The sequence below is a fragment of the Mesorhizobium sp. B2-3-11 genome (assembly GCF_006442215.1).
Taxonomy (GTDB): Bacteria; Pseudomonadota; Alphaproteobacteria; order Rhizobiales; family Rhizobiaceae; genus Mesorhizobium; species Mesorhizobium salmacidum.
Genome location: NZ_VFVS01000001.1, coordinates 582,845 through 607,679 on the forward strand (window position 1 = coordinate 582,845; position 24,835 = coordinate 607,679).

The following is a 24,835-nucleotide window of genomic DNA, read 5'->3' on the forward strand; positions in this document are numbered from 1 at the left end:
GTCATCAACGATGTGTGATCCGCATCGGATCAGTTCCGTTGCGCCGGCAAAGGCCGTAAAGCAAGGTGACAGAAGAGGCAACATGATGACACGATCCCTGCTCTGCGCACTGCTGCTTACCGCCGCCGTTCCGGCGGATGCGGCCAATCTGGTGAAGACATACAGCTATTTCGCCATCGGCGGCAGAACGCTGGAGGATATCGAGCAGCAACTCGCCAAACACGGGCCGCAGGTCAAAAGCACGGGATCGCGCCACCCTGGCGCCACCCAGATGGCCTTCACGACACGCATCAGCTACGCTAGCCAGTCCGGCTCCTGCCGGATCGCCGACGCGGTCGTGACCGTCAAGGTCAAGGTGATCCTCCCCGAATGGCGCCGGCCGCGCAAAGCCGATGCCGACGTGCGGCTGTTCTGGGATACATTGTCGGCCGACATCAAGCGCCATGAAGACCGCCATGTCGAGATCGCCAAGAACCACGGCCGTGCACTCGAAGACGCGTTGAAGGCAAGCTATCCGCAGAAGGATTGCGATGCGGCAAAGGCCAAGGCCGCCAAGATCACGGCAGTTGAGCTTGCCAGACACGATCAGGATCAGCTGCGGTTTGACCTTGTCGAAGGCGCCAATTTCGAAAGCCGCATCCTGCGGCTGATGCGCTACCGGATGGAACGCATCGGAAGTGGCCAATTGCCGCCGCCGACCTGAATCTCCTCACCGCTTCCGTTGGTCTGGATGCAAGCCAACCGGGCGGAAGCGTAGTGCCAGTTTCGATTTTTTTCGAGCACTAGTCGAAATAGGCCTATACGGAACGACATATCCAGGGTTGCTACGCGCACAAGCTGGAAGCACGAGCATCACGATCGATCGCACCGCGGATGCACCAGACAGACCCGATGCGGCAGCGCAAAGCGCATGGACGAGAATTATGGACCAGGCTGTCGACAAGCAGATCATCGCGGCGGCGAACGCGCCGCTGACCGAAAGCGAAAAGAACGCCATCATCGGCGGCGTCCTCCTGTCGATGCTGCTGGCAGCCCTCGACCAGACCATCGTCGCGCCCGCCATGCCGACCATCGGGCGCTCGCTCGGCCATGCCGAATACCTGCCATGGATCGTCACCGGTTACCTCTTGACCGCAACCGCCGTGGCACCGCTCTACGGCAAGATTTCCGACGTCCATGGACGGCGGCCGACCGTCTATGCGGCAATCCTCATCTTTCTCGCCGGATCGCTGGTCAGCGCACTGGCCCCCAACATGTTCGTCCTTATCCTGGGGCGCGCGATCCAGGGGGCTGGTGGCGGCGGCCTCTTCGCGCTGACGCAGACCGTGGTCGGAGACCTTGTCCCGCCGCGCGAGCGCGCGCGCTATGCGGCGTGGTTCTCCGGCACCTGGGCCGTTGCCAGCGTCGCCGGGCCGCTGCTGGGCGGCACTTTTGCTGAACATCTGCACTGGTCCCTCATCTTCTGGATCAACATCCCGCTGGGCTTTGTTGCGATGGCGATCATCAACAAGCCGCTCAAGAAGCTGCCGATCGCGGCCAAGAATCACAGCATCGATGGTCTCGGCGCATTGCTGCTCATCGTCGCCACGGCGCTGTTGCTGCTGGCGCTGAACTGGGGCGGCAGCGCCTATCCCTGGTTATCGCCGGAAGTCATTGGAGTCCTGGCGTGCTCCGCGCTTTTCTGGGGCGCCTTTGCCCTGCGGCTGACGCGGGCGGGCGAACCGCTCATTTCGCTTGAGGTATTAAGCAACCCGATCGTCCTGGCCGGCACTCTGTCGATGTTCCTGCTCCAGGCCGCCAGCGTCGGCCTTGCCGTCTATCTGCCTGTCTATCTGCAATCGATACTTGGCCTGACGGCGAGCGAGTCGGGCATTGCAATGCTTGGCCTACTGCTTGGAACCGTGGGCGGCGCCGCGTCCAGCGGCCGCCTGATACCGCGCTTCACCCACTACAAGCGCATCGCCATGGTCGGCGTCATCTTCGCCATCCTTTGCATGGGCCTGCTGGCCTTTGTCGCCGGCCATTCATCGCTGCTTGTCGTCGAAGTCCTGACCATCTGTATCGGGCTGGGAACCGGTACGACGTTTCCGGTAACCACCGTATCCGTGCAGAACGCCGTCGACCGAATGCATCTCGGCGTAGCGACTGGGGTGCTTACCTTTCTGCGTTCGCTGGGCAGTGCATTGGGGGTCGCGATGCTCGGCGCCGTCGCTCTGGGCTTCGGATTGCCGCTGGCCGGTGAAGGCGTTGAGGTGGCCGGACATGTCGTATCGGCCGAACCCTTCGCGATGATCTTCCTCGTCGCGGCCGGCACTCTGGGACTGGGCCTCATCGCGCTGACCCTGATGCCCGAGAAAGAACTTCGAGGCCACGTCGACGATCCGGCGCCGATCCTGTCGGAATAATTAGCCCGAGACGCCGAGCTTCTTCTGCAGGCTGGTCGACGAAGTCGTGTACTGGAATACGATGCGTTCGCCAGGGCTGATGACGCGCTTGGCGGCCTGCGCCATCAGCGCCACCTCGTGGAAACCCGACAGGATCAGCTTCAGCTTGCCCGGATACGAGTTGATATCGCCCACCGCGAAAATGCCGGGCACCGATGTCTGGAATTTCTCGGTGTCGACCGGGATCAGGTTCTCGTGGAGATCGAGCCCCCATTCCGCGATCGGGCCGAGCTTCATGGTCAGTCCGAAGAACGGCAGCATGCGGGTACAAGTCACCTCGATGTCGCCATCCGGGCCGCCCTTGATCGTGGCCGATGCCAGCTGGCCTTCGGCCCCGGTAAGTCCGGCCACATGGCCGACCCTGAATTCCAGCTGCTTCATCTCCTGCATGGCGTACATCTTGTTGACGCTGTCGGGCGCCGCGCGAAACTCTGGCCGCCGATGAACGAGCGTCACGCTCTTTGCCACCGGCTGCAGGTTCAGCGTCCAGTCAAGCGCCGAATCGCCGCCGCCCACGATGACCAGGTCATGGCCGCGAAAATCCTCCATCCGGCGGACCGAATAGAAGACGCTCGTGCCCTCAAAAGCTTCGATGCCGGGAATTGGCGGGCGCTTCGGCTGGAATGAGCCGCCGCCGGCGGCAATCACCACCACCTTGGCCTCGAACACCTCGTTCTCGTCAGTGGTCACACGAAAGCCGCCGTCGTCCAACTTTTCGAGACTGGAGACCATGCGGTTGTAGGTGAAGTCGGGCTTGAACGGCGCAACCTGCTCGAGCAGCTTGTCAACGAGCCCTTGCGCCGAGATCGAGGGCCAGCCGGGAATGTCGTAGATCGGCTTTTCCGGATAGAGTTCCGCGCATTGGCCGCCGGGCTTGTCGAGAATGTCGATCAGATGGCACTTCAGGTCCAACAGGCCGAGCTCGAATACCGCGAACAGGCCGACCGGCCCTGCCCCGACAATGAGGACGTCTGTGCTGATGATGCCGGTCATGATGCGCCTCGCTGCGAAAGTCCAGGCGAGACTGCATGACCGTTGGCCCGCTGCCAAGCGTCAGCGGGAAAAATCGCCGATGTTGGATTTCAGCCCTGACGTTCGGGAACCCGCACGATCAGGCCGTCGAGAGCGTCGCGCACCTTGATCTGGCACGACAGGCGCGAGTTCGGCTGGACCTCATAGGCGAAGTCCAGCATGTCTTCTTCCATCGCCTCAGGCTCGCCGACTTCAGCCGTCCATGCCTCGTCGACATAGACATGGCAGGTCGCACAGGCGCAGGCGCCGCCGCACTCCGCCTCGATGCCCGGCACGGCGTTGCGGATGGCGTTTTCCATGACCGTCGAACCGTTTTCGGCATCCACGTCGAAATGTGTGCCGTCATGGGCGATGAAGGTCAGTTTGGTCATTTGTCACCTGAAGGGAGTTTCGCCCGGGACGAAGGGGAGTTTCGCCCGAGACGAAAGGGAATTTCGCCCGAGATAATCACTCCGGCAAACAAGTCAACTGCCGCGCGAAAGCGGCGCTCCGTGACGTTTTTGTCGCAAACCGGAATCAGCGACTGATGGCGGCGATGAAGTCGCGCACTTCGTCGATCAGCCCGCCGAGCCGCTTGAGGGTCTGGACATCCTCCGGCCGGTGCTCGATATCGGTGGCGCAATCGGCGATGGCGAAGGCGCCCACACCGCGGGCCGACCCTTTCAAGCCGTGAGCCAGCAGAAGCCGGTCCTTGATGTCGGCATCGACTATTTTGTCGCGCACCGATAGTGCCTGCTGTACAAATAGCGCCAGCACCTCTTGCTCGAGGGCGCGGTCGCCCATCGTTTGCCGGGCAAGGTGTGCCAAATCGACCGGCCGGGACTGCCTCGTTCCCGATACGTCGCCCCCGGGCATTGAGAAGGCAATGCCGCTTTCGCCACGCATGAACTCGAACTCCATTTTCTTCGGCCGCCCTGAAAAACTAGGCGATTCCAGTGGACAACGGGTTAATGAATGACCGGGAAAAATGTTGCGAAAGCGGCACCCAAATCACGGTTGCGTTAACCTTATATTTAAAGTTTTACGTATCCCGCGGAATGCATGTTTTCTTTACCCCCCTGTGTCATTACGATACGAGGGTCCATTTTCAGCCTCCTGCGCGGGGGTAAGACAAACAGAATTATAAGCCCCCGCGGCAGCTAGTACAGGGTAGCGAAGGCATGGCGAAGAAACCAACGACGACCAGAAATCTCGACAGCGACGTAGCCAGGGAACTCGAAAAAGCACTCGATCTCGACTTGAGCGGCGATGCCGACAGCGGCGACCTCGATATCGCGGCTTCGATGGAAGATCTGGAAGCGCAGATATCCCAGGCCGCCGACGAGCTGGCACGCGAGGGACGCAATCAGCAGCCGGCGGCGCCCGTCGTCAATCAGGCTCAGGGCGCCAAGCCCGCGCCAATGCCCAAGCCGGCCGAACTTCGCCCGGTGGAGACGCGCAATGGTGGCCAGCCCGCCGGCTTCGCCCCAGCCAACGATGATCGCCAGAAAGATTACAAGACCCTTCTGCACAGCCTGAACAGGCGCGCCTCCAACACCATCTACTGGGTCATCGCCTTTGTCTCGCTCGCCTGGATCGCCGGCGCCGGCGGATTGGCCAACCTGCTTTTTGGACCGAGCATCTGGCGGATACGCACGCTGGACCAGTTCTTTGCCCGCCCCGAACTGATCGGCCTCGCCGTCGCGGCAATCGTGCCCGTCATCCTGTTCTGGGCCTTCGCGGCGATGATTCGCCGCGCCCAGGACATGCGCATCGCCGCGCAATCGATGACGGAAGTGGCCTTCCGCCTGACCGAGCCGGAAAACATGGCTCAGGATCGCGTCATGATGATCGGCCAGGCCGTCCGCCGCGAAGTGGCCGCAATGGGCGAAGGCATCGAACGCACCCTTGCCCGTGCCGTCGAACTGGAAACGCTGGTCCACAGCGAGGTCAACCAGATCGAGCGCTCCTATTCGGAAAACGAAACCCGGATCAGGTCGCTGGTCGACGGACTGGGCAGCGAACGCGAAGCGGTGGTCACCCATGCCGAACGCGTCCGCGCCTCGATCTCCGGCGCGCACGAGACGTTGCGCGATGAAATCGGCGCGGCAAGCGACATCATCCGCGACAGCATCCTCAATGCGTCGACCAAACTGTCGATGACGATCACCAATTCCGGCGACACGCTGATCGACCGCATCAACGAAAGCTCGATGTCGATCTTCGACTCCGTGGAGGGCCGCCTCGACAACATCACCGACCGGCTTTCAACCTCCGGCGAGGCTTTCGCCAGCCTGCTCGATACCCGTATCGCCAAGCTGACGGACACCACGGACGGCTTGACCCGTTCCTTGACCGACCTGCTCGACGACCGCACAACCGGCATGGTGTCGCTGCTCGGCGGCGCCGCACGCACCCTCAATTCCGAGTTCGAAGCCAGCCTCAACGGCATCGAGCGCACCTTGGCCGAACGGGGCCAGGCGCTGATCAGCGAGTTCCAGACCCGCGCAGAAGCGCTGGATACCGGCACCCAGAAGCTCAATGCCGCGCTTGAGGCCCGTGCCCGCCAGATCAACGAGACGCTGGTCGAGCGTGCGCGTGAAATCGCCCACACCTTCGCCGAGAGCAAGGACACGCTTTCGGCCATGATCGATCAGGGCAAGACCCAGATCGGCGCCGACATGGCCGACATCGTCACCTCGACCTCATCCATGCTCGAAGCGCGCGCCAGCGATTTCGCCGGCCGCATGGAGGCAGCCCGCCACGTCGTGTCGCGCTCCTTCGACGCCGACATTCAGCGGCTTGCCGATGCGCGCGTCGGTATCGAGGAAGCCGTCGAAAACCACAGCCGCAAGCTCTCCGAGAGCCGCGAGCGCATGGCGGCCGCCATGCACGCGGACCTGGAGAAATTCGCCGAGGGCCGCGCCGGTATCGATGCCGCCGTGACCAACCAGGTGCAGAAGCTGGCCGAAGGCCGCGGCCTGATAGCGCGTGCGCTCGAAGAAGACCTGCGCAAGGTCAACGAATCGCGCGCCGCCATGGATGCGTCGCTCGGCAGTCATCTCGAACGATTGGAAGAAGGCCGCAACCGGCTCTCTCTGGCTCTCAACGAAGACTCTGGTAAATTGGTGCAAGCTCGCACGATCATTGATGAAATGGTCGCCGGACATGTCGGAAAGCTGGCTGAAGGCCGCAACATCCTCTCGCGCGCCCTGGAAGCTGATCTCGGCAAACTGTCCGACAGCCGCGCCGACATAGACGGCCTTGTCGCCGGCCAGGTCGAGAAGATCGCCGAGGGCCGCGCGGTGCTCGCCAAGGCACTGGAAAATGATATTGCCGGCATCAAGAACCTCATCGAGGCGCATTCGGCAAAACTGGCCGAAGACCGCTCGCAGCTCGGCCGTTCGCTCGAAAGCGACCTGTCGGGCATACGCGGCCTGATCGACAGCCATTCCGGGCGTCTGGCAGAAGACCGCAGCCTGCTGTCGCAGACGCTTGAAGCCGACCTCGCCAAGCTGGCCGAAAGCCGTTCCAGCATCGACGGGCTGGTCGCCGGCCAGGTCGAGAAGCTGGCCGAGGGCCGCGACATCCTCAAGCGTGCGCTGGAATCCGACCTCAACACGATCAAGAACGTCATATCGAGCCAGTCGGATAAACTGGCCGAGGATCGCGGACAGCTCTCGCGCGTTCTGGAAGCCGATCTGCAGAATGTGAACAGCGTTATCGCCGATCACATGAACAGGCTGGTTCAGGATCGCTCGACCTTGTCGAAAGCGCTGGAGGACGATCTCGCCAAGCTGGCCGAAAGCCGCTCCAGCATCGACGGGCTGGTTGCCGGCCAGGTCGAGAAGCTGGCCGAAGGTCGCGACATCCTGCGCCGCGCATTGGAGGCCGATCTCAACGCGGTCAGAAACACCGTTGCCGACCAGTCCCAGAAACTGGTCGACGATCGCTCCCAGTTCGCCCGTGCGCTGGAGGCTGATCTCGAAACCGTCAACAGCCTTGTCAACAGCCATTCGGACCGGCTTGTCCAGGAGCGTTCGACACTCTCGAAGGCGCTTGAGGCCGACCTGCTGACCGTTAGCGGGCACGTCAACAATCACGCGGAACGGCTTGTCGAGGAGCGTTCGACCTTATCGAAGGCGCTGGAGGACGATCTTGCCAAGCTGGCCGAGAGCCGATCCAGCATCGATGGTCTGGTCGCCGGCCAGGTCGAGAAGCTCGCCGAGGGCCGCGACATTCTCAAGCGCGCTCTCGAAGCCGACCTGCAGAGGCTGGCCGAAAGCCGCGGCGATATCGACGACATCATCGCTGGACATGTCGGCAAGTTGTCCGAAGGCCGCAATATGCTCAGCCGCGCGCTGGAAGACGATCTTGGCAAGCTCGCCGAGACCCGCAAGGACGTCGATCGCTCGCTGTCCGGCCACATCGACCAGATCGCGGCCAGGAGCACGGACATTTCCGCCGCGATTGCTGCCGATGTCGACAAGATCGAGCAGGCGTTCAGCCGCCAGACCGGCATCATCGAGGAACGCGCCGGCACCATGGAGCGCGCGCTGTCGACTGGTGTCGATAACGTCCGCAACGTACTCGAGAAGAGCGCGGTCTTCGTCGCCGGCGCCTTGCGCGAAAAGGTCCTGGAAGTCACCAGCACGCTGCACGAGCAGGCCGGTGCCGCCTTCAGTGACGCCGATCGCAAGATCGCCGAGCGCGCCGAACAGACGTCCGCCGCCCTGCTGGCACGGGCCGAAGACATCGCCCGCACCTTCGAGGAGGCCGATCGGCGCCTCCACGCCCGTGCAGAAGATACGTCGAGCGCCTTGCTCGCCCGCGCCGACGACACCTCCAGCTCGCTGCTGGCCCGCGCCCATGAAACCGCCGATCAGCTCGCCGCTCGCGCTGGCGAGATCGCAGGGACCTTCGACATGGCGGACCAGAAGCTCGCCGCCCGTGCCCAGGAGACCGCCGATCAGCTGGCCGCCCGCGCAAGCGAGATTGCCGGCACGTTCGACGCGGCCGACCAGAAGCTCGTCGCCCGGGCCGTGGAAACTGCGCAGTCGCTGGCCGCCCGCGCCGGCGACATCCTGCGCAACTTCGAAAGCGCCGACCAGCGGCTCGGCATGCGCATCGGCGAATCCGCCGAGGCGCTCGCCGCCCGCGCGTCGGACCTCGGCCGCATCTTCGATGCAGCCGACCAGCATTTGGTCTCGCGCATCGCAGAGGGTTCGGGCGCGCTGTCCAGCCGGGCGTCCGAAATCGCCCGCATCTTCGACGACGCCGACCAGCGCCTGGTTTCGCGCATCGCCGACAGCACCTCGACGATCGGCGAGCATGCGCAGACCATTGTCGGCGCCTTCGCAAGCACCGAACAGAGGGTTGCCGATCGCGCGCGCCAGACCGGCCAGGAACTGGCCGTGCATGCCCGCGAAATCGAGCAGGCGCTTGCCGGCGCCGACGAGCGTCTCGCGTCGAGCGCGGCGGCCGCCGCCGCCCGTGTCGAAGAGCAGATCGCCGGCGTCGAAAACCGGCTCGCCAACACTGCCGAGACGATGGGCCAGAGGCTCAACGAGCAGGTATCGACCGCCGAGGCGCAACTCGTATCGCGTGCCAACGTGATCGCGGAAACCTTCACCGCGGTCGGCCAGCATATCGGCCAGAGCACCAACGACGCCGCCAAGACGATCGGTGCCAACACCCGCGAGCTCAACACCATGCTCGCGGCGCGGTCCGCCGAGATGTCGAAGATCCTCGACGAAACCGCGCGGCCTTTGGTCGAGCGCTTCGCCCAGGGCGGCTCGGAACTGCAAAAGAGCATGGAAGAAGTCACCGAACGCGCGACCGAGAAGCTGCGTAGCGAGAATGCGACCCTGGTCAACGCGCTCGCCAACCGTACCGCCGAAACCTTGTCGGCGGTCGAAGGCGCCCGTTCTTCGCTATCCGACAGCGTCGCGGATCTCATCGGCCGCATGACCAAATCCAGCTCGCAGCTCGGTCAGCTGATCGAGCAGGCCGCGGTCAACCTCGGCGAGGTCGACCAACGTCTGACCGGCAGTACGCAAAGCTTCGCTGCGACCACCGAAAAGGCGGCACAGACCTTTGCCAGCTCGGCGCGTCTGGTCGATTCGAACACGACAAGGCTGACGGAACTGTCGTCGTCGACCTTGCGCGAAGTCGCCTCGATCGCCACCAAGTTCGACGAACACAGCCGTCTGCTCGCCGGCGCTTCCGACCTCCTGAGCTCGGCCCAGAGCAACCTCGAACACACGTTGGAAAGACAGTCGTCGCTTGAGGATCTCGCCGTCGGCCTGGTCAAGAAGTCGGAAGATCTCGAAAGGGTCATGCGTTCTTTCGAAAACCTCGTGGGCCAGACGCTGCAGAACGCCGAAGGCAAGACGCTGGAATCGGCCGACAAGATCCGCAACGCCATCACCGATGTCGTCGAGTCGGCAACCAAGCGCTTCGCCGATGCGACCGAGGAGATGCGGCGCACGGCGGGCTCGATCAAGAGCGAACTCGACCTCACCCGCGCCGAGCTCAAGAAAGGCGTCATCGAGATGCCGGAAGAGGCCAAGGAATCGACCTCGGCCATCCGCCGCGCCGTTTCCGAGCAGATCAACGCCTTGAAGGAGCTTTCGGATATCGTTGCGAAATCCGGTCGTGGTGGCGACTCCTCGGAACCGCGTCCCTTGCGCCCGGCGCCGCAGGCACCGGCGGCACGCGCCGCCGAGCCGCCCGGTCGTGCCCCGGCACAGCCGCAGGCGGATCTGCGCCCGCCACAGGCACCGCTGGGTGGCGCGGGACTGCGTGGCACGCTCGATCTGGAGCGTCCGGCGGAGGTGGCACCGCGCCAGCGTGCCGCCGACGCCACTGCCCGCGCGCCGCAAGGCGGTTGGGTGCGCGATCTGCTGACCGCCGCGTCGAACGATGCCGAGCTCAGGCCGGCGGCCCCCCAGGCGCCTGCGGAAGCACCGCGCCCGGCCCCTGCCCAGCGTTCGCCGCTGCATGTCGTGGAATCGCTGAACTCGCTGTCCGTCGATATCGCCCGGGCTATCGACCACGATGCCTCGATCGAGCTATGGAACCGCTATCGGCGTGGCGAGCGTGACGTGTTCACGCGCAGGCTTTACACGCTGAAAGGGCAGCAGACGTTCGACGAAATCCGCCGCAAATACCAGGCGGAGGCCGAATTCCGCGCCGCCGTCGACCGCTATTGCGACGATTTCGAGAAGCTGCTCAAGGATGTCTCGCGCAATGACCGCGACAACATCATGGCGCAGACCTATCTCACGTCGGACACCGGCAAGGTCTACACCATGCTGGCCCATGCCAGCGGCCGCCTGCACTAGGCGGTCGACAAGCCAAAACGAAAAAGGCGGGGGACTCCCGCCTTTTTTCTTGAAGGGACTGACGTCGCTATCCGGAAGACGCATCCGGGTTTTATCTCGTTTTCCGGAACCGGATCCTGAGTTGTGAAGACGACAATCATCTTCGACTGCGAGTTTCTCTGCCTTGAGGGCTCGCAACGCAGATTCTGGTGCGCGGCCCATGACCCCGATCCGGTCATCGCCCAGATCGGCGCGGCAAGGCTCGGCCTCGAAGGCGACTTCGCCGTGCTGGGCACGTACAACGCCTATATCAGGCCGACCGACCGATTTGGCGAGAGATACGGGCTCGATCCGTTCTTCACCCGACTGACCGGCATCACAGAAGAAATCATCGAAGCCGAGGGCGTCGAGCTGGAAGATGCCCTTGCAGGCATCGATCGTTTCTCAGATGGGGCTCGGTTCTGGTCCTGGGGCAAGGACGAACTGAACATGATCGCCATCAGTTGCTATGTCGCGGGTATCAAGCCGCCCATCCCGGCCACCCGGTTCGATAACGCCGTCAAGCTGCTGATCGCGGCCGGCATGCCGATCGAGGATTTGGCAAGGACGCCGAGCAACAAGCTTGCGGATTACTACGGCGTCGAACACCCGCCATTGCAGGGGCACGACGCGCTGGACGACGCGCTGTCCGTGACCTACACCCTGCAGCACCTGATGAAGACTGGAAAGCTGCGGCCGGACGCCTTCGAACGTCTGTAGCCCGAAAGAGTTTGGTTGAATCCCTGCGCGCCTGGCGCTCAGATCGCCGAATCCGTCCAGCGGACGATCTGCTTGGCGGCATCGCCGAAGGCTGCGTCGAGAGCGCCGACATAAGCGGGGTTGCCGCTGCCCGATACGGGCGCGGATGCGGTGAAGCTCTTGGAAGCCTTCACTTCGCCGTTGCGATCGTTGAGCAAGCGCACGAACAGGTCGACCTCGGCATGTTCGCCGCCATCGACGCGCACCTCGAAGGACCGAACCTCGACGATCACCTGATAGTCGATCGCCAGCCCCTCGCCCGGTTTGCCCACCCCGGCAAAGCTGCCCGAGCGCTGGAACGTCTCGGCCAACCGCGCCTGCACGACCAGCGGCAGGCGGTCAGCCCATTGCGCACCCTTCAGATATTGGATCGAGCGGTCGGAAGGTTTGATGACGATGTTCTGGCTGTCCAGCGCCTTCAGCGCTGAGGGCTGGGCGATCAGAATCTGTCGGCGGCTATGGCCATGCGCGTCGACCATTGGCGCCGACAGTTCGAACGTGTCGAGCGGTGCCGGCTTGCCGCCCAGCACCGCACAACCGGTAACCGTCAGGACAAGCAGCGCCGCGGCTGATTTCAACCCGCCCGTTCCAAGCCTACTCAACGTCACCCGTGATCCCCGTTGTCCCCGGATCGTAAGATCAACCCGCATTCACGAGCTATGTTCTTGCTGCGGGCCGGCGCCGAAGTCAACGCCGCGCCCTGCCGTCGAATTGCCGAACCTCGCCTTCGCCACCCGAAAGGATGCGCTGCGGATTGCGGCTGAGATCCGTCACCGCCTCCTCGATGCGATTGATCGAGCGACGGCTGTCCTGCACCAGCGCCTCGACATTCTGCAGCCCCTGGCCGGAGAAGCGCGCCAGATTGTCGGTAATGACCCCAAGGCGGGCGTTCAGCGTATCGGCGACCTGCTTGAAGGATTTCAGCGTATCCCTTGCGTCGGCCATCACGCCGTCGGCCTGGCCCGAGCCGAGCAGCTTGTCGACCTTGGCGAGGATACCGTCGACCCGCACCGAGGCGTCGTTAAGCCGTTGCGCCAGGTGCCTGGCGTCCTTGATTGTCTGGTCGATGTCGTCAGCCCGATTGGCTATCTTGCCGGTCACCTCCGCGATGTCGGCCGCCGCCTTGTTGGCGCTGTCGCTGGCCTTCTGGATGTTAGCCAGCGCTTCGCGCACCTGTGCCGGGTCGATGCCGTCGAGCACGCCATCGACCTTGGCCAACGTGCCTTGCGTCTGCTTGGCGAAGTCGTTGACCGATCCCACCGCCGTATCGACGTTCTTGATCACGCCGTCGAGCTGCCGCGAGGTTTCCTTGAGGTTGCCTGTCACCGTATCAACGTTGGAAACGATGCTCTTGATCTTGTCCTTATCGACGGCATTGAGCAGGCCTTCCGCCGCCTTCAGCGTGCCGTCGAGTTTTCCTGAAACGCCTTTCAGCTCGTCGGACAGCGCGCTGACGGCGGACAGGAATTTGTCGATGCCCTCGGAATTCCTGGCCAGTGCATCGGAAAATGTCTGCACATTGTGCACGGTCTGCGTCAGCGGCCCGCGGACATCCTTTGTGAAGCCTTCCAGCTCCGTCAGCACCTTGTCGGCGCGGGTGAAGATGTTCTGCGCCGTCTGCAGCAGATTGGTCACGGCCGAAGGGTTGGCGACGATCTCGGCGACCTTGCCTTCCTTTTCGGCCTGGTCGAGCAGCTTCACTTCCTTGGGATCGGCGCCCTTGAGCTCGATATTGGCCTGCCCGGTGAGGCCGGCGAGGCCGATATCGGCCTGCGTCGACTTGGTGATCGGCGTCATCCGGTCAATCTCGGTGTCGGCGATGGCAACAGTTGGATTGTCGACGTCGATATAGACGCGCTTGACGTCACCAACCTTGACGCCGTTGAACAGCACGAAGCTGCCGCGGCCGAGACCGGAAGCCGAGCCCGGAATGCGCACCCGCAGCAGCGTCGTCTCGCCCCTGTCGCCGATCGCGGCCGTCCAATAGACGAAGCCGAAAGCCGCCAGGATCGCAACCAGCGTGAAAATGCCGACAATGACGTAGTTGGCTCTGGTTTCCATTGCTTCACTTATGGCTATGCACGTGCGGCAAGATCAAGTTGCCGGGCGCGTTTTCCGCGGAAATAGGATTTCACCCACGGTTCCTCGCTCTTCAGCATGTCGTCGATACTGCCTTCGACCAGCACCTTTTTCTTGCCGAGCACCGCCACGTGGTCGCAAGCGGTAAACAGCGTGTCGAGGTCGTGGGTCACCATGTAAACGGTCAGATCCATGGTGTCGCGCAGCTTGACGACGAGCTCGTCGAACTCGGCCGCGCTGATCGGATCCAGGCCCGACGTCGGCTCGTCGAGAAAGACGATGTCCGGATCAAGCGCCAGCGCCCTGGCAAGCGCGGCACGCTTGATCATGCCGCCGGAGAGCTCGGAGGGAAATTTCTGCGCCGCGTCCGGCGGCAGGCCGACCAGCTCGATCTTCAGCAGCGCCAGCTCGTCCATCAGCTTCCTGGGCAGGTCGAGATATTCGCGCATCGGCACCTGCACGTTCTCCATCACGGTCAGCGCCGAAAACAGCGCACCATGCTGGAACAGTACGCCAAGACGCATGTCGATGCGTAGCCGCTCGATATCGCTTGCCTTGTCGACGTCGACGCCAAACAGTTTGATTGTTCCCGACTGCTTGGGCATCAGCCCGAGAATGGTGCGCAACAGCACGGACTTGCCGGCGCCCGAGGCTCCGACGAACCCCAGTATCTCGCCGCGCGTGATGTCGAGCGACAGCTTGTCGAGGATCAGCTTGTCGTCAATGGCAACGGTGACGTCGTGCACCGAGAGGACGATTTCACTGTCGTCCTCGCCCTTCACCTCTATCCCGTTGCCCTTCGCCATCTTGTCAGAACTCGATCGCTGCGTAGAACATGGCGAAAAGCCCGTCGAGGATGATGACGACGAAGATCGACTTCACCACCGAAGCGGTCACGTGCTGGCCGAGCGATTCGGCACTGCCGCCGACCTTCATGCCCTCGACGGAGGCGATCGTGCCGATGATCATGGCCATGAACGGCGCCTTGATCAGCCCGGCGAAAATCGTGCTGAGATCGATTGCGACACGCAACCGGTCGATGAAGGCAGCGGGTGGGATATCGGAGTAAAGCCAGGCAGCGACAATGCCGCCGCCGAGTGCGGCGAAATTGGCGATGATCGTCAGGCAGGGCAAGGCGATCACCAGCGCTACAAGGCGCGGAAAGACCAGGACGCCGATCGGATTGAGGCCGATGACCTTCAGCGCGTCGACCTCCTCGCGCATCTTCATCGAGCCGATTTCGGCGGTGATCGCGCTGCCGGAGCGGCCGGCGATCATGATTGCCGTCATCAGCACGCCGAGTTCGCGCAGGATCAGCACGCCGACGAGATCGACGACGAAGATGTCGGCGCCGAAATAGCTGAGCTGATAAGCGCCCTGCTGGGCAACGATGGCGCCGACGATCGCCGACATCAGCACCACCACGGGGATTGCGCCGACGCCCATGCGATCGATCTGGTTGAAGATCGCCGCCGGGTTGACGGCATGGCCGCGGCCGAGCTTCATCTGCGCGCCGCGGATGGTGGCGCCCAATATATTCATCGAAGCGAGGAAATCGTCGCGCATCTCGTAGACGCGCCGGCCAACCGCCTCCAGCGCCCGAATGACAATGTTGGGCGGCCGCGCCGGTCCGGATTCGGGTTCGCGCCGGACAGCTTCGCCAACCGCGTCGAGCAGGATGGAGGCGATCTCGCTTTGGCCTTGCAGCCGGACCTCGACGTTCTTCTTCTCGAAGGCGCTGACCAGCCGGTCAATCAGCCAGGCGCCGGCGGTATCGATCTTCTCGATTTTTGAAAGATCAAGCGCCAAAGTTTTGAAACCGCTTCGTTTCTCGATTTTGCGCATGTCGGCGTCGATCAGCGCCACGGTCCGTGTCGTCCAGATTCCGGAGAACGCGCAGCCGAGGACGCCACCTTCCTCGCCGACCGCCACGCGCGGGTCGTGGTCACCCCCCGAGGCGGTCGTGCCGCTTGCGTCGCGCTTGCCTATGGTCAACATGGCGTCCTGTTTAGCCTGATGGGTCCGACCTTGTCGATTTGCCGACAACCCTTCTCGCATAGCCGGAGCAGAAAAATATGGCGCGTGTCATTTCGGTCGAGGCCGAGCGGTTTCCGATCGCCGGAACCTTCACTATTTCGCGCGGCTCCAAGACCGAGGCCGAGGTCATCACGTGCACGATCAGCCAGGGTGGCCATGTCGGGCGCGGCGAATGTGTTCCTTATAAGCGCTATGGCGAGACGATGGAGGGTGTTCGCGATGCTATCGAGGCGATGCGCGACCGGATCGCCAGCGGGATGGACCGCACCGCCCTGCTCGACGCAATGCCTGCTGGGGCGGGGCGTAACGCCATAGACTGTGCCCTTTGGGACCTTGAAGCCAAGATCAGCGGCAATCCGGTGGCGAACGCAATCTGGCCGGCCCCGTTGCATCAGCTCGAAACCGCCTACACGCTGTCGCTCGGCGAACCGGAAGCGATGGCGGCGCAGGCTCGCGCCAATGCCGGCAGGCCGCTGCTCAAGGTCAAGATCGGCGGCGACAACGACATCGCCCGCATCCGGGCGGTGAGACAGGCAGCACCCGAGAGCCGACTGATCCTTGATGCCAATGAAGGTTGGACCGACGACAACATTGTCGCGAACTTCGCCTTTGCCGGCGAACAGGACATCGCCCTGATCGAACAGCCGCTGCCGGCGGGCCGGGACGGCATCCTGCGCCACATCGCGCATCCGGTGCCGGTCTGCGCCGACGAAAGCGTTCACGAAGCGGGGAACCTCGAAGCGCTTGTCGGTCTCTACGACGCCGTCAACATCAAGCTCGACAAGTCCGGCGGGCTGACGGCGGCGCTCACCTTGCGCGACCGCGCCCGTGAACTGGGCTTTGGCGTCATGGTCGGCTGCATGGTCGGCACGTCGCTGGCAATGGCGCCGGCTGTGCTGCTTGCGCAAGGAGCCGATTTCGTCGACCTCGACGGGCCGCTGCTGCTTGCCCGGGACCGTGTGCCGGGCCTCGTTTACCAGGGATCGCTCGTCTCACCGCCGGACCGGGCGCTGTGGGGCTGAGCGCGCGGCAAGCCCGATCAGCACGAGGCCAATGATCGCGATCGGGATCATCGCAAGGAACCCGTCGACGCCCAGACGGTCGTAGAGCGGACCGGACGCAAGCGTGACGGCGGCCATGAAGAAACCGTTGAAAAAATAGGCGATGCCTTGCGCGGCACCCGTGCGCTCTTCGGACACGGTTTCGGCGATCATCTTCTGCAGGCCGATCAGCACCATCGCGACAGACACCGAATGCAACGACTGCACGGCGAAGAACCCGCCGACGCCAAGGCCGAGCGGCCATACCAGCGGAAAGGCGAACCAACGCACGATCGAACCGATGCCGGCAATGAGCATTACCCGGACGACGGATACGGAGGCGAAAATGCGATTGAACAACAAAAACATGCAGACTTCGGAGACGACGCCCCAAGCCCACAGCAGGCCGACGACGGAATCGCTGATGCCTATCGATTTCCAGTAGATCGAGACGAAGCCGTAAAGGAAGGCATGGCTGGCGGTGATGATGCCGACGCCAAGCGTGAAATAGAGGAAATAAGCATTAAATAGCCCCGGCGCCGCGTGCTGGATTTCCGCCGCCGACAGTGGCGAGGCTTTGCGCGGCCGCCCCATGCGCGGCGCCAGCAGGCCTGCGGCGAGTGCCGCGCCAAGGGCAAGGAATATGATCACCGGAACGGCTTGAGGGCCGCTGGCCGCCAGAATGAAGCCGCCTGCGACATTGGCCAGGAGATAGCAGACCGACCCCCATTTACGCATGCTCGCATAATTGGAACCGAAGCGGCGCACGCCCGAAAGCGCGAGCGAATCGGCGATCGGCGAATGCGGCGTCCAGACAACGGTCAGCAACAACGACACCGCCAGCACAGTCGCGTAGGTCGGTGTCAGGAAGTACCCCGCGGAGAGCAGCAGCGAGGCCGCGACCAGTACGACATAGACGTCGGCGCGGTCCCTGGCTCGATCGGCAAGTGTCGTCAGCAGCGGCGTCGTCAGCACGCGCAGGAACATCGGCGCTGCCAGGATGACGGCGATCTGTTCGGCGTGAAATCCCTTGGCCTGCAACCAAAGCGGGAAATAGGGCAAATGGGTGCCAAGCGATATGAACAGCGTGCCGAAGATCAGGCTCATGCGCAGCTCAAAACGGCCCGGCTTCACGAGTTGTTCGGGCGAAAGCGGCGGCAGCAGCATGAATCGATCCAATGACGCTGCGCTCAACGACCGGCGAGCAGCGAGAACCGATCCTTAACATGAGGAAAAACCGGGCGAAACCGGCTGGACCAGCTGATTAACACCAGAAAGTGCAGGTCCGGCTTCCGCCTCAGGCGGCCTGCACCACCCTGTCTTCGATGAGCATCGGGATGAAGGGTTCGTCAGGCGCTTCAGGCAGGATATGCGCCCAGGTCAGGATTTCCATGCGGCCGTCGAAATGCTCGACCACGGCGGTGCAACTCTCCACCCAGTCACCGGTGTTGATATACTGCACGTCGCCATAGCTTTCGATGGCGGCATGGTGGATGTGCCCGCAGATGACGCCGTCGACATGCGAGCGTCGCGCTTCCTCGCTGAGCACCGTCTGGAACGAGCCGATGAAGTTCACCGCCTTCTTGACCTTGACCTTGGCCCAGGACGAAAACGACCAGTAAGGCAGGCCGAGCAATTGGCGCAACCGCGTGATCACCCGGTTAACCTGCATGGCGGCGTCGTAGGCATGGTCGCCGAGATAGGCGAGCCAACGCTGGTTGTGGACGACGGTATCGAACTGGTCGCCATGGATGACCAGCAGTCGCCGGCCATCGGCGGTTTCGTGGATGGCGCGGTCGGCAACGACGATGCCGCCGAAATGCACGCCCTGGAACTGGCGGGCGAATTCGTCGTGATTGCCGGCGATATAGGTGATCGAGGCGCCCTTGCGCGCCTTGCGCAGCAGTTTCTGCACGACGTCATTGTGGCTTTGCGGCCAGTGCCAGCTGCGCCTCAGGCGCCAGCCGTCGACGATATCGCCGACCAGATAGATGATGTCGGCATCGTGGTAGCGAAGGAAATCGATCAGGAAATCAGCCTTCGCCGCCTTCGATCCGAGATGGACGTCGGAAATGAACATGCTGCGGAAAGTGCGGGGCTCTTGGCTTGGCATCGCGGATTCACCCTTGCTTTCGAGCAGCCTATGCCCCGATTCATGCAACAACCGTATGACGGTTGCGATTGGTCCAGCGCTGGCGCTAGCCTGCCGGGCAAATCAAGGAGAAAATCATCATGGATCTCGGTATCCGCGGAAAGAAGGCCATCGTCTGCGCTTCGAGCAAGGGGCTTGGTCGTGGCTGCGCCATGGCGCTGGGCGAGGCAGGCTGCGACATCGTCGTCAATGGGCGCAATGCGGAGCTGGTCGCCAAAACCGCCGCGGAGCTGCGCCAGCGCTATGGTGTGACGGTGACGGAGGTCGTCGGCGACGTTTCGAAGCCGGAGGTACAGAAAGCGTTGCTCGCCGCCTGTCCGGAACCCGACATCCTCGTCAACAACAATGGCGGGCCGCCGCTTCGCGATTTCCGCGAGCTCGATCGTGGAAAGATCCTCGAAGGCGTTACCCAGAACATGGTGACACCGATCGAACTGGTGCAGGCGGTCATCGACGGCATGGCGGCGCGCGGCTTCGGGCGCATCGTCAACATCACCTCGCTGTCGGTCTATGTCCCCATCCCCGGCCTTGACCTGTCATCTGGTGCGCGCGCCGGCCTGACGTCGTTCCTCGCCGGCGTGGCGCGCACGGTGATCGAGCGCAACGTCACTATCAACAGCCTGCTGCCGGGCAAGCTCGATACCGACCGGCTGCGCGGCCCGCATGAGGCCGGCACGCCAGAGGATCCCAAGGCGGCCGCGGCGCGCAAGACCCGCATCAGTGCCGACGTACCGGCCAAGCGGCTCGGCACTCCGGAGGAATTCGGCCAGATCTGCGCCTTCCTGTGCTCTGTCCACGCCGGCTATCTGACCGGGCAGAACATACCCGTCGACGGCGGTCTCTACGTCAGCGCCTTTTGACCTGCGAAGCAGGGCAACCTGATTTCGCATGAAACAACCGTAACCGTCTGAGAATTATTGGATTTTCCCGCGCCGGCATTTAAAGCTTCCGGCGCGTCAATTAGCGTCGCGAAAAATCTTGGCCTCATGCTAAAAGGACTCTCGAAGCAGGTTTGGAGGAGCGGCCGCATGGAAGGCGAGAACAAGAAAACGGCACGTTCGGACCTCGACGAAGCCGCCCTCTACTTCCATAAGCACCCGACGCCGGGAAAGCTCGAGATCCAGGCCACCAAGCCACTCGGCAACCAGCGCGACCTGGCGCTCGCTTATTCGCCCGGCGTCGCCGCCCCTTGCCTGGAGATTCGCGACGATCCGGCGACTGCCGCCGATTACACGGCGCGCGCCAACCTGGTCGGCGTCGTGTCGAACGGCTCGGCCGTGCTCGGCCTAGGCAATATCGGGCCGCTGGCCTCCAAGCCGGTGATGGAGGGCAAGGCGGTCCTGTTCAAGAAGTTCGCCGGCATCGACGTCTTCGACATCGAGATCGACGCGCCGGAAATCGAGCGCATGGTCGAAACCGTCGCCGCGCTGGAACCGACTTTTGGTGGCATCAACCTCGAGGACATCAAGGCGCCGGAGTGTTTTGAAGTCGAAGAACGCCTGAAAGCTCGCATGAGCATACCGGTGTTCCATGACGACCAGCACGGCACCGCCATCATCGTCGCCGCCGCCGTGCTCAATGGGCTGGAATTCGCCGGCAAGACCATTTCGGACATCAAGGTCGTCACTTCCGGCGCAGGTGCTGCCGCCCTTGCCTGCCTCAATCTGCTCGTTTCGCTCGGCGTGCGCGTCGAGAACATCTGGGTCACCGACCGTTTCGGCGTCGCCTACAAGGGTCGTGTCGACGAGATGGACCGCTGGAAAGACCCTTATGTAAAAGACACAGAGGCGCGCACGCTCGCCGACGTCATAGCGGGCGCCGATGTCTTTCTCGGCCTCTCGGCCGCCGGTGTGCTGAAGCCGGAGCTGCTGCAACACATGGCGGCGAAGCCGTTGATCCTGGCGCTTGCCAATCCCAATCCGGAGATCATGCCGGAAGTGGCGCGCGCGGCGCGTCCGGACGCCATGATCTGCACGGGCCGGTCCGATTTTCCCAATCAGGTCAATAACGTGCTTTGCTTCCCCTATATCTTCAGGGGAGCGCTCGACTGCGGCGCCAGCGCCATCAATGAGGAGATGAAGATGGCGGCGGTGCGGGCGATCGCCGCCCTTGCCCGCGAAGAACCTTCCGATGTCGCCGCGCGCGCCTATTCGGGCGAAACGCCGATCTTCGGACCCGAATTCCTGATCCCCTCGCCCTTCGACCCGCGCCTCATCCTGCGCATCGCGCCGGCCGTCGCCAAGGCAGCCTGCGACACCGGTGTGGCGACACGGCCGATCACGGACTTCGCCGCCTATATCGACAAGCTCAATCGCTTCGTCTTCCGCTCCGGTCTGGTGATGAAGCCGGTGTTCTCCTCCGCCAAGTCCTCGAGCGCCAAACGCGTCATCTACGCCGACGGCGAGGACGAGCGTGTCCTGCGTGCCGCCCAGGTTGTGCTTGAGGAAGGTATCGCCGAGCCGATCCTGATCGGCCGCCCGCACGTCATCGAGGTCAGGCTGAAGCGTTATGGCCTGCGCATCAAGCCCGGTGTCGATTTCGGCTTGATCAACCCGGAGGACGATCCGCGCTACCGCCACTATGTCGACCTCCTGATCGAACTCGCCGGCCGCCGCGGCGTGACGACAGAGGCCGCGCGTACCATGGTGCGCACCGACAACACGGTGATCGCGGCGTTGGCGCTGAAGCGCGGCGACGCCGACGCCATGGTCTGTGGCCTCGAAGGCCGTTTCGAGCGGCATCTGCGCAACGTGACGCTAATCATTGGGCCGCGCACCGGCATCAAGGACCGGGATCTGTCGACCCTTTCCATGCTGATCTCGCAGCGCGGCATCATCTTCCTTACCGACACTCACGTCTCCGTCGACCCCACGGCCGACGAAATCGCCGAGATGACCGTGCTGGCGGCGGAAGAAATCCAGCGTTTCGGCATCGAGCCGAAGGCGGCACTGCTGTCGCATTCGGATTTCGGCTCGCGTGATTCGCCGAGCGCGCTGAAGATGCGTCAGGCAGCGGCCATTCTGGCGCGCATCGCGCCGGAGCTGCAGTGCGACGGCGAAATGCATGCCGATTCCGCTTTGTCGGAGCATCTGCGCCAGCGCGTCTATCCGCATTCGCGTCTGAAGGGCGAAGCCAATCTCCTGGTGTTCCCGAACCTCGATTCGGCCAACATCACGCTGACGGCGCTGCGGGCCATGATGGATGCCCTGCATGTCGGCCCCATCCTCCTCGGCACCGACAAGCCGGCGCACATATTGACGCCCTCGGTGACCTCGCGCGGCGTCGTTAACATGACGGCGCTGGCGGTGGTCGAAGCCGCGCACAAGGCGCAGGCGATCGCCAATCTGGACTGACTTCCGAAATGGACGATTAACCGCGAACGGGTTAGCCTTGGCGACCAGAGGCAAGCGGGATCGAGGCGGATGGCAAGCGGAGGTTTGAAGCAGGCCCATGCTGCCGTGCTGCTTGGCCTTCTGCTGTCCGGCGCAGCGGTCGGCGAGCCGCAGGCCGCTTCACGGGTCTGCCGTCAACTGGAGGCCGATCTCGCCGCGGCCTCACGCGGCGGTGGCGGCGGCCCGGCACTGGTCCGGAAATACGACGCCGCGATCGAAAGGCAGCGCGAACAGATCTCGAAGGCTCGCGGCCAGGCGAACAGTGCCGGCTGTGGGTTCTCGCTGTTTTCGCGCAACATCAACCAGTGTTCCAGGCTGAACGCCACTATCGAGCGCATGAATGCCAATCTCGACAGTCTGCAGGCCAAGCGTGCCCAACTCGCCGGCGGCGGCGGTTCACGCCGCGACCGGGGCCGTATTCTGGCGGCGCTCGATGCCAATGACTGCCGTGACGATGCAGTGGCACCCCGCCGCGCGCCTCCGCAGGAAGCCAATCGTGAAGATGGGGCCAATGCCAATCTCTTCGATCAGCTTTTCGGCGGCGGCAACCGGCAGATCGATACGTTGGACCAGCCTGACGATTCCGGCGAGGAACGCGACGTCAGCCGCGTCCTCAACCAGCCCGGCATTCCGGACGTTGCGAGCAGCGGCGGCGAATTCCACACCAGTTGCGTCCGCACCTGCGATGGCTATTTCTTCCCCATGTCGAACGCCGCCTCGGCCGGCGATTTCGAGCGCGACCAGAAGAATTGCGAATCGGCCTGCCCCGGCACCGAGATGCAGGTTTTCTATTCGCGCGGCATGGACGACGATTCGGCATCGATGACGTCATCGGTCACCGGCAGGCCCTATGGCGAATTGTCAACCGCCTGTCTCTACAAACAGCCCAACATGTCGCGGCCGCCCGCTTGCGGCTGCAATGCCGCACAGAATTTCCAGATCATTGGCGGCAACCCGCCAAGTCAGCAACAATCACAGCCCGAACCGGATGCGGCGCCGACTATTCCGGCCTCGAAGCCTGATCCGGGTGCCGACCCCGAGACCCTGGCCAATAGAGACGGCGGACTCGACCGTGAAGCCATCAAGCGCCTTTCGGCCAAGCCGGTGGCATCGCCGGTTTCGGCCCTGCCTCCGGAACAGCGCAAGGTCAGGGTCGTCGGGCCATCGTTCCTTCCCGACCCATCAGCGGCAATAGATCTGCAAGCTCCGGCCCCGAAGGCAGTCCAGTAAGGGCAAGCCTGAGCGGCATGAACAGCGCCTTGCCCTTGCGGCCGGTCGCTTCCCTGATCTTGCCGGTCCAATCCTTCCAGACCGTCCCGTTCCACGGTTCCTCAGGCAGGAGATCGAGTGCCTGATGCAGAAAATCGCGGTCGTCATCGGAAAACTCGGGCTTCTCCTGCGGCCCTTCGCGCAGGACACGCCACCAGGCAACCGCATCGGCCAACCGGTCGATATTGCCGCGCACCGCCAGCCAGAACGGTTCGGCGTGTTCGCCTGAAATACCCAGCACCATCAGCCGGTCCCGCGCCTCGTCGAACGGCATACGCTGCAGCAGCACCCGGTTGAGCACGAACAGTTCGGCCGGATCGAACTTGGACGACGATTTCGAGGTCGCGGCCGGATCGAAATGGCCGGCAAGTTCGGCCAGGTCATGCGCGGCCGCGACATTCTCCGACGTGCCGACCAGCACCGCCAGCGAAGCGACGGCCATCGGCTCGATGCCGTCTTCGCGCAGGCTCTCGATGGAAAGTGCGCCGGTGCGCTTCGACAGCCCCTCGCCCGAGACGGTGGTCAGGAGATTGTGGTGGCCGAAGACCGGCGGCTCGGCACCCAGCGCCTTGAACAGGGCGATCTGCACGCCGGTGTTCGTGACATGATCGTCGCCGCGGATGACGTGGCTGACGCCCATCTCGATGTCGTCGACAACGGAGGGCAGCGTGTAGAGATAGGTGCCATCCTCACGCACCAGCACCGGATCGGACAGCGAAGCCAGATCCACCGTCTCCTCGCCACGCACCAGATCGTCCCAGTGGATCTCGGTGCGCTCCGGCTGCCGCGGATCGCTGGAGAAATTGGGCAGCAGGAAACGCCAATGGGGCCGGCGCCCGTCGGCCTGATATTCGGCCACCTGCTCTGTCGTCAGCGCCAATGCCTCGCGGCCATAGACCGGCGGCAGGCCTCGCGTGCGGCGCACCTTGCGCCTGAGGTCGAGTTCTTCCGGCGTTTCATAGCAGGCGTAGAGAACACCCGCCGCCTTTAGCCGCTCGACCGCAGCGTCATAGACTTCGAAGCGCCGCGACTGATAATCGGTGACATCCGGGAAGATGCCCAGCCAGTGCAGGTCGTAGAGGATGGCGTCGGCGAATTCCTGCTTCGAGCGGGCGATGTCGGTGTCGTCGAAGCGCTGGATGAAGCGGCCCTTGTTGTTGAGGGCAAACAGCCAGTTGAACAGAGCTGTGCGCGCATTGCCGATATGGATGCGGCCGGTTGGTGACGGGGCGAAACGAACGGTAACTGTCATGAGCGGGGCGTACCGGATGCCTTTGTGATTGACAAG

Annotated in this window: 18 protein-coding genes; 8 read left to right on the forward strand and 10 right to left on the reverse strand. The window is 63.3% G+C overall.

Annotated elements, in window-relative coordinates; genetic code table 11:
- Window positions 1-82 precede the first annotated feature (82 nt).
- The gene (locus FJ960_RS03105; RefSeq protein WP_181165999.1) at window positions 83-703 is read left to right on the forward strand and encodes a DUF922 domain-containing protein; all 621 of its coding nucleotides are present in this window, start codon (window positions 83-85) and stop codon (window positions 701-703) included.
- Between the two features lie 220 nt (window positions 704-923).
- Entirely contained in the window at window positions 924-2,405 is a 1,482-nt protein-coding gene (locus FJ960_RS03110; protein ID WP_140711771.1) for an MDR family MFS transporter, read from the forward strand.
- Here the strand turns inward: FJ960_RS03110 and FJ960_RS03115 are convergent, their stop codons facing one another.
- The 3 genes from FJ960_RS03115 to FJ960_RS03125 all read right to left on the reverse strand — a co-directional run bounded on the left by FJ960_RS03115 (window position 2,406) and on the right by FJ960_RS03125 (window position 4,361).
- A complete protein-coding gene (locus FJ960_RS03115; RefSeq protein ID WP_140711773.1) occupies window positions 2,406-3,437 on the reverse strand; it encodes an NAD(P)/FAD-dependent oxidoreductase in 1,032 nt (343 codons plus the stop codon). It lies immediately after the preceding gene.
- 89 nt (window positions 3,438-3,526) lie between these two features.
- Entirely contained in the window at window positions 3,527-3,847 is a 321-nt protein-coding gene (locus FJ960_RS03120; RefSeq protein ID WP_027144910.1) for a 2Fe-2S iron-sulfur cluster-binding protein, read from the reverse strand.
- A 145-nt stretch (window positions 3,848-3,992) separates the two neighbouring features.
- Window positions 3,993-4,361, reverse strand: a complete 369-nt coding sequence (locus FJ960_RS03125; protein ID WP_140503663.1) for an Hpt domain-containing protein — start codon at window positions 4,359-4,361, stop codon at window positions 3,993-3,995.
- A 275-nt stretch (window positions 4,362-4,636) separates the two neighbouring features.
- On the opposite strand from FJ960_RS03125, the gene FJ960_RS03130 reads away from it, so the two are divergent.
- Both FJ960_RS03130 and FJ960_RS03135 read left to right on the forward strand, forming a co-directional pair.
- Window positions 4,637-10,801, forward strand: a complete 6,165-nt coding sequence (locus tag FJ960_RS03130) for a kinesin (protein WP_140711775.1) — start codon at window positions 4,637-4,639, stop codon at window positions 10,799-10,801.
- 123 nt (window positions 10,802-10,924) lie between these two features.
- Complete coding sequence (locus tag FJ960_RS03135) at window positions 10,925-11,539, forward strand: 3'-5' exonuclease (RefSeq protein WP_140711777.1); 615 nt, start codon at window positions 10,925-10,927, stop codon at window positions 11,537-11,539.
- A 38-nt stretch (window positions 11,540-11,577) separates the two neighbouring features.
- Here FJ960_RS03135 and FJ960_RS03140 read toward each other — a convergent pair whose 3' ends face one another.
- Genes FJ960_RS03140 through FJ960_RS03155 form a run of 4 tightly spaced genes read right to left on the reverse strand, consistent with a single transcriptional unit; the run spans window position 11,578 to window position 15,655 of the window.
- Window positions 11,578-12,228: an ABC-type transport auxiliary lipoprotein family protein gene (locus FJ960_RS03140; RefSeq protein WP_140503657.1), complete on the reverse strand. Its 651-nt coding sequence runs from the start codon at window positions 12,226-12,228 to the stop codon at window positions 11,578-11,580.
- A 37-nt stretch (window positions 12,229-12,265) separates the two neighbouring features.
- Entirely contained in the window at window positions 12,266-13,639 is a 1,374-nt protein-coding gene (locus FJ960_RS03145) for an MlaD family protein (protein ID WP_027146358.1), read from the reverse strand.
- Between the two features lie 14 nt (window positions 13,640-13,653).
- Window positions 13,654-14,463: an ABC transporter ATP-binding protein gene (locus FJ960_RS03150; protein ID WP_140503653.1), complete on the reverse strand. Its 810-nt coding sequence runs from the start codon at window positions 14,461-14,463 to the stop codon at window positions 13,654-13,656.
- Window positions 14,464-14,467: 4 nt separating this feature from the next.
- A complete protein-coding gene (locus FJ960_RS03155; RefSeq protein WP_140503651.1) occupies window positions 14,468-15,655 on the reverse strand; it encodes an ABC transporter permease in 1,188 nt (395 codons plus the stop codon).
- Between the two features lie 77 nt (window positions 15,656-15,732).
- Here FJ960_RS03155 and dgcA point away from each other — a divergent pair, with 77 nt between their 5' ends.
- A complete protein-coding gene (dgcA, locus tag FJ960_RS03160; RefSeq protein WP_140711779.1) occupies window positions 15,733-16,716 on the forward strand; it encodes an N-acetyl-D-Glu racemase DgcA in 984 nt (327 codons plus the stop codon).
- Here the strand turns inward: dgcA and FJ960_RS03165 are convergent.
- Together FJ960_RS03165 and FJ960_RS03170 are read right to left on the reverse strand one after the other, a co-directional pair.
- The gene (locus FJ960_RS03165) at window positions 16,687-17,901 is read right to left on the reverse strand and encodes an MFS transporter (RefSeq protein ID WP_140503647.1); all 1,215 of its coding nucleotides are present in this window, start codon (window positions 17,899-17,901) and stop codon (window positions 16,687-16,689) included. The genes dgcA and FJ960_RS03165 overlap by 30 nt on opposite strands.
- 130 nt (window positions 17,902-18,031) lie before the next feature.
- Entirely contained in the window at window positions 18,032-18,814 is a 783-nt protein-coding gene (locus tag FJ960_RS03170; RefSeq protein WP_032936358.1) for a UDP-2,3-diacylglucosamine diphosphatase, read from the reverse strand.
- A 152-nt stretch (window positions 18,815-18,966) separates the two neighbouring features.
- Between FJ960_RS03170 and FJ960_RS03175 the strand changes: the two genes are divergently transcribed.
- From FJ960_RS03175 to FJ960_RS03185, 3 genes are all read left to right on the forward strand, one after another.
- On the forward strand, window positions 18,967-19,746 hold the full coding sequence (locus FJ960_RS03175) for an SDR family oxidoreductase (protein ID WP_140711783.1): 780 nt from the start codon (window positions 18,967-18,969) through the stop codon (window positions 19,744-19,746).
- Window positions 19,747-19,914: 168 nt separating this feature from the next.
- Window positions 19,915-22,239: an NADP-dependent malic enzyme gene (locus FJ960_RS03180; protein WP_140503643.1), complete on the forward strand. Its 2,325-nt coding sequence runs from the start codon at window positions 19,915-19,917 to the stop codon at window positions 22,237-22,239.
- A gap of 69 nt (window positions 22,240-22,308) precedes the next feature.
- Window positions 22,309-23,508: a DUF2865 domain-containing protein gene (locus FJ960_RS03185; protein WP_140711785.1), complete on the forward strand. Its 1,200-nt coding sequence runs from the start codon at window positions 22,309-22,311 to the stop codon at window positions 23,506-23,508.
- Here the strand turns inward: FJ960_RS03185 and FJ960_RS03190 are convergent.
- A complete protein-coding gene (locus tag FJ960_RS03190) occupies window positions 23,426-24,799 on the reverse strand; it encodes a glutamate--tRNA ligase (RefSeq protein WP_140503639.1) in 1,374 nt (457 codons plus the stop codon). The genes FJ960_RS03185 and FJ960_RS03190 overlap by 83 nt on opposite strands.
- Between the last annotated feature and the right edge of the window lie 36 nt (window positions 24,800-24,835).

What these genes read in the sequence shown, in the direction of transcription:
- FJ960_RS03180 (WP_140503643.1), top strand. Translation starts at nt 19,915, where the DNA reads ATGGAAGGCGAGAACAAGAAAACGGCACGTTCGGACCTCGACGAAGCC.
- FJ960_RS03130 (WP_140711775.1), top strand. Translation starts at nt 4,637, where the DNA reads ATGGCGAAGAAACCAACGACGACCAGAAATCTCGACAGCGACGTAGCC.
- FJ960_RS03140 (WP_140503657.1), bottom strand. Translation starts at nt 12,228, where the DNA reads ATGCGGGTTGATCTTACGATCCGGGGACAACGGGGATCACGGGTGACG.
- dgcA (WP_140711779.1), top strand. Translation starts at nt 15,733, where the DNA reads ATGGCGCGTGTCATTTCGGTCGAGGCCGAGCGGTTTCCGATCGCCGGA.
- FJ960_RS03105 (WP_181165999.1), top strand. Translation starts at nt 83, where the DNA reads ATGATGACACGATCCCTGCTCTGCGCACTGCTGCTTACCGCCGCCGTT.
- FJ960_RS03170 (WP_032936358.1), bottom strand. Translation starts at nt 18,814, where the DNA reads ATGTTCATTTCCGACGTCCATCTCGGATCGAAGGCGGCGAAGGCTGAT.
- FJ960_RS03165 (WP_140503647.1), bottom strand. Translation starts at nt 17,901, where the DNA reads ATGCTGCTGCCGCCGCTTTCGCCCGAACAACTCGTGAAGCCGGGCCGT.
- FJ960_RS03145 (WP_027146358.1), bottom strand. Translation starts at nt 13,639, where the DNA reads ATGGAAACCAGAGCCAACTACGTCATTGTCGGCATTTTCACGCTGGTT.
- FJ960_RS03150 (WP_140503653.1), bottom strand. Translation starts at nt 14,463, where the DNA reads ATGGCGAAGGGCAACGGGATAGAGGTGAAGGGCGAGGACGACAGTGAA.
- FJ960_RS03125 (WP_140503663.1), bottom strand. Translation starts at nt 4,361, where the DNA reads ATGCGTGGCGAAAGCGGCATTGCCTTCTCAATGCCCGGGGGCGACGTA.
- FJ960_RS03110 (WP_140711771.1), top strand. Translation starts at nt 924, where the DNA reads ATGGACCAGGCTGTCGACAAGCAGATCATCGCGGCGGCGAACGCGCCG.
- FJ960_RS03185 (WP_140711785.1), top strand. Translation starts at nt 22,309, where the DNA reads ATGGCAAGCGGAGGTTTGAAGCAGGCCCATGCTGCCGTGCTGCTTGGC.
- FJ960_RS03155 (WP_140503651.1), bottom strand. Translation starts at nt 15,655, where the DNA reads ATGTTGACCATAGGCAAGCGCGACGCAAGCGGCACGACCGCCTCGGGG.
- FJ960_RS03115 (WP_140711773.1), bottom strand. Translation starts at nt 3,437, where the DNA reads ATGACCGGCATCATCAGCACAGACGTCCTCATTGTCGGGGCAGGGCCG.
- FJ960_RS03120 (WP_027144910.1), bottom strand. Translation starts at nt 3,847, where the DNA reads ATGACCAAACTGACCTTCATCGCCCATGACGGCACACATTTCGACGTG.
- FJ960_RS03190 (WP_140503639.1), bottom strand. Translation starts at nt 24,799, where the DNA reads ATGACAGTTACCGTTCGTTTCGCCCCGTCACCAACCGGCCGCATCCAT.
- FJ960_RS03175 (WP_140711783.1), top strand. Translation starts at nt 18,967, where the DNA reads ATGGATCTCGGTATCCGCGGAAAGAAGGCCATCGTCTGCGCTTCGAGC.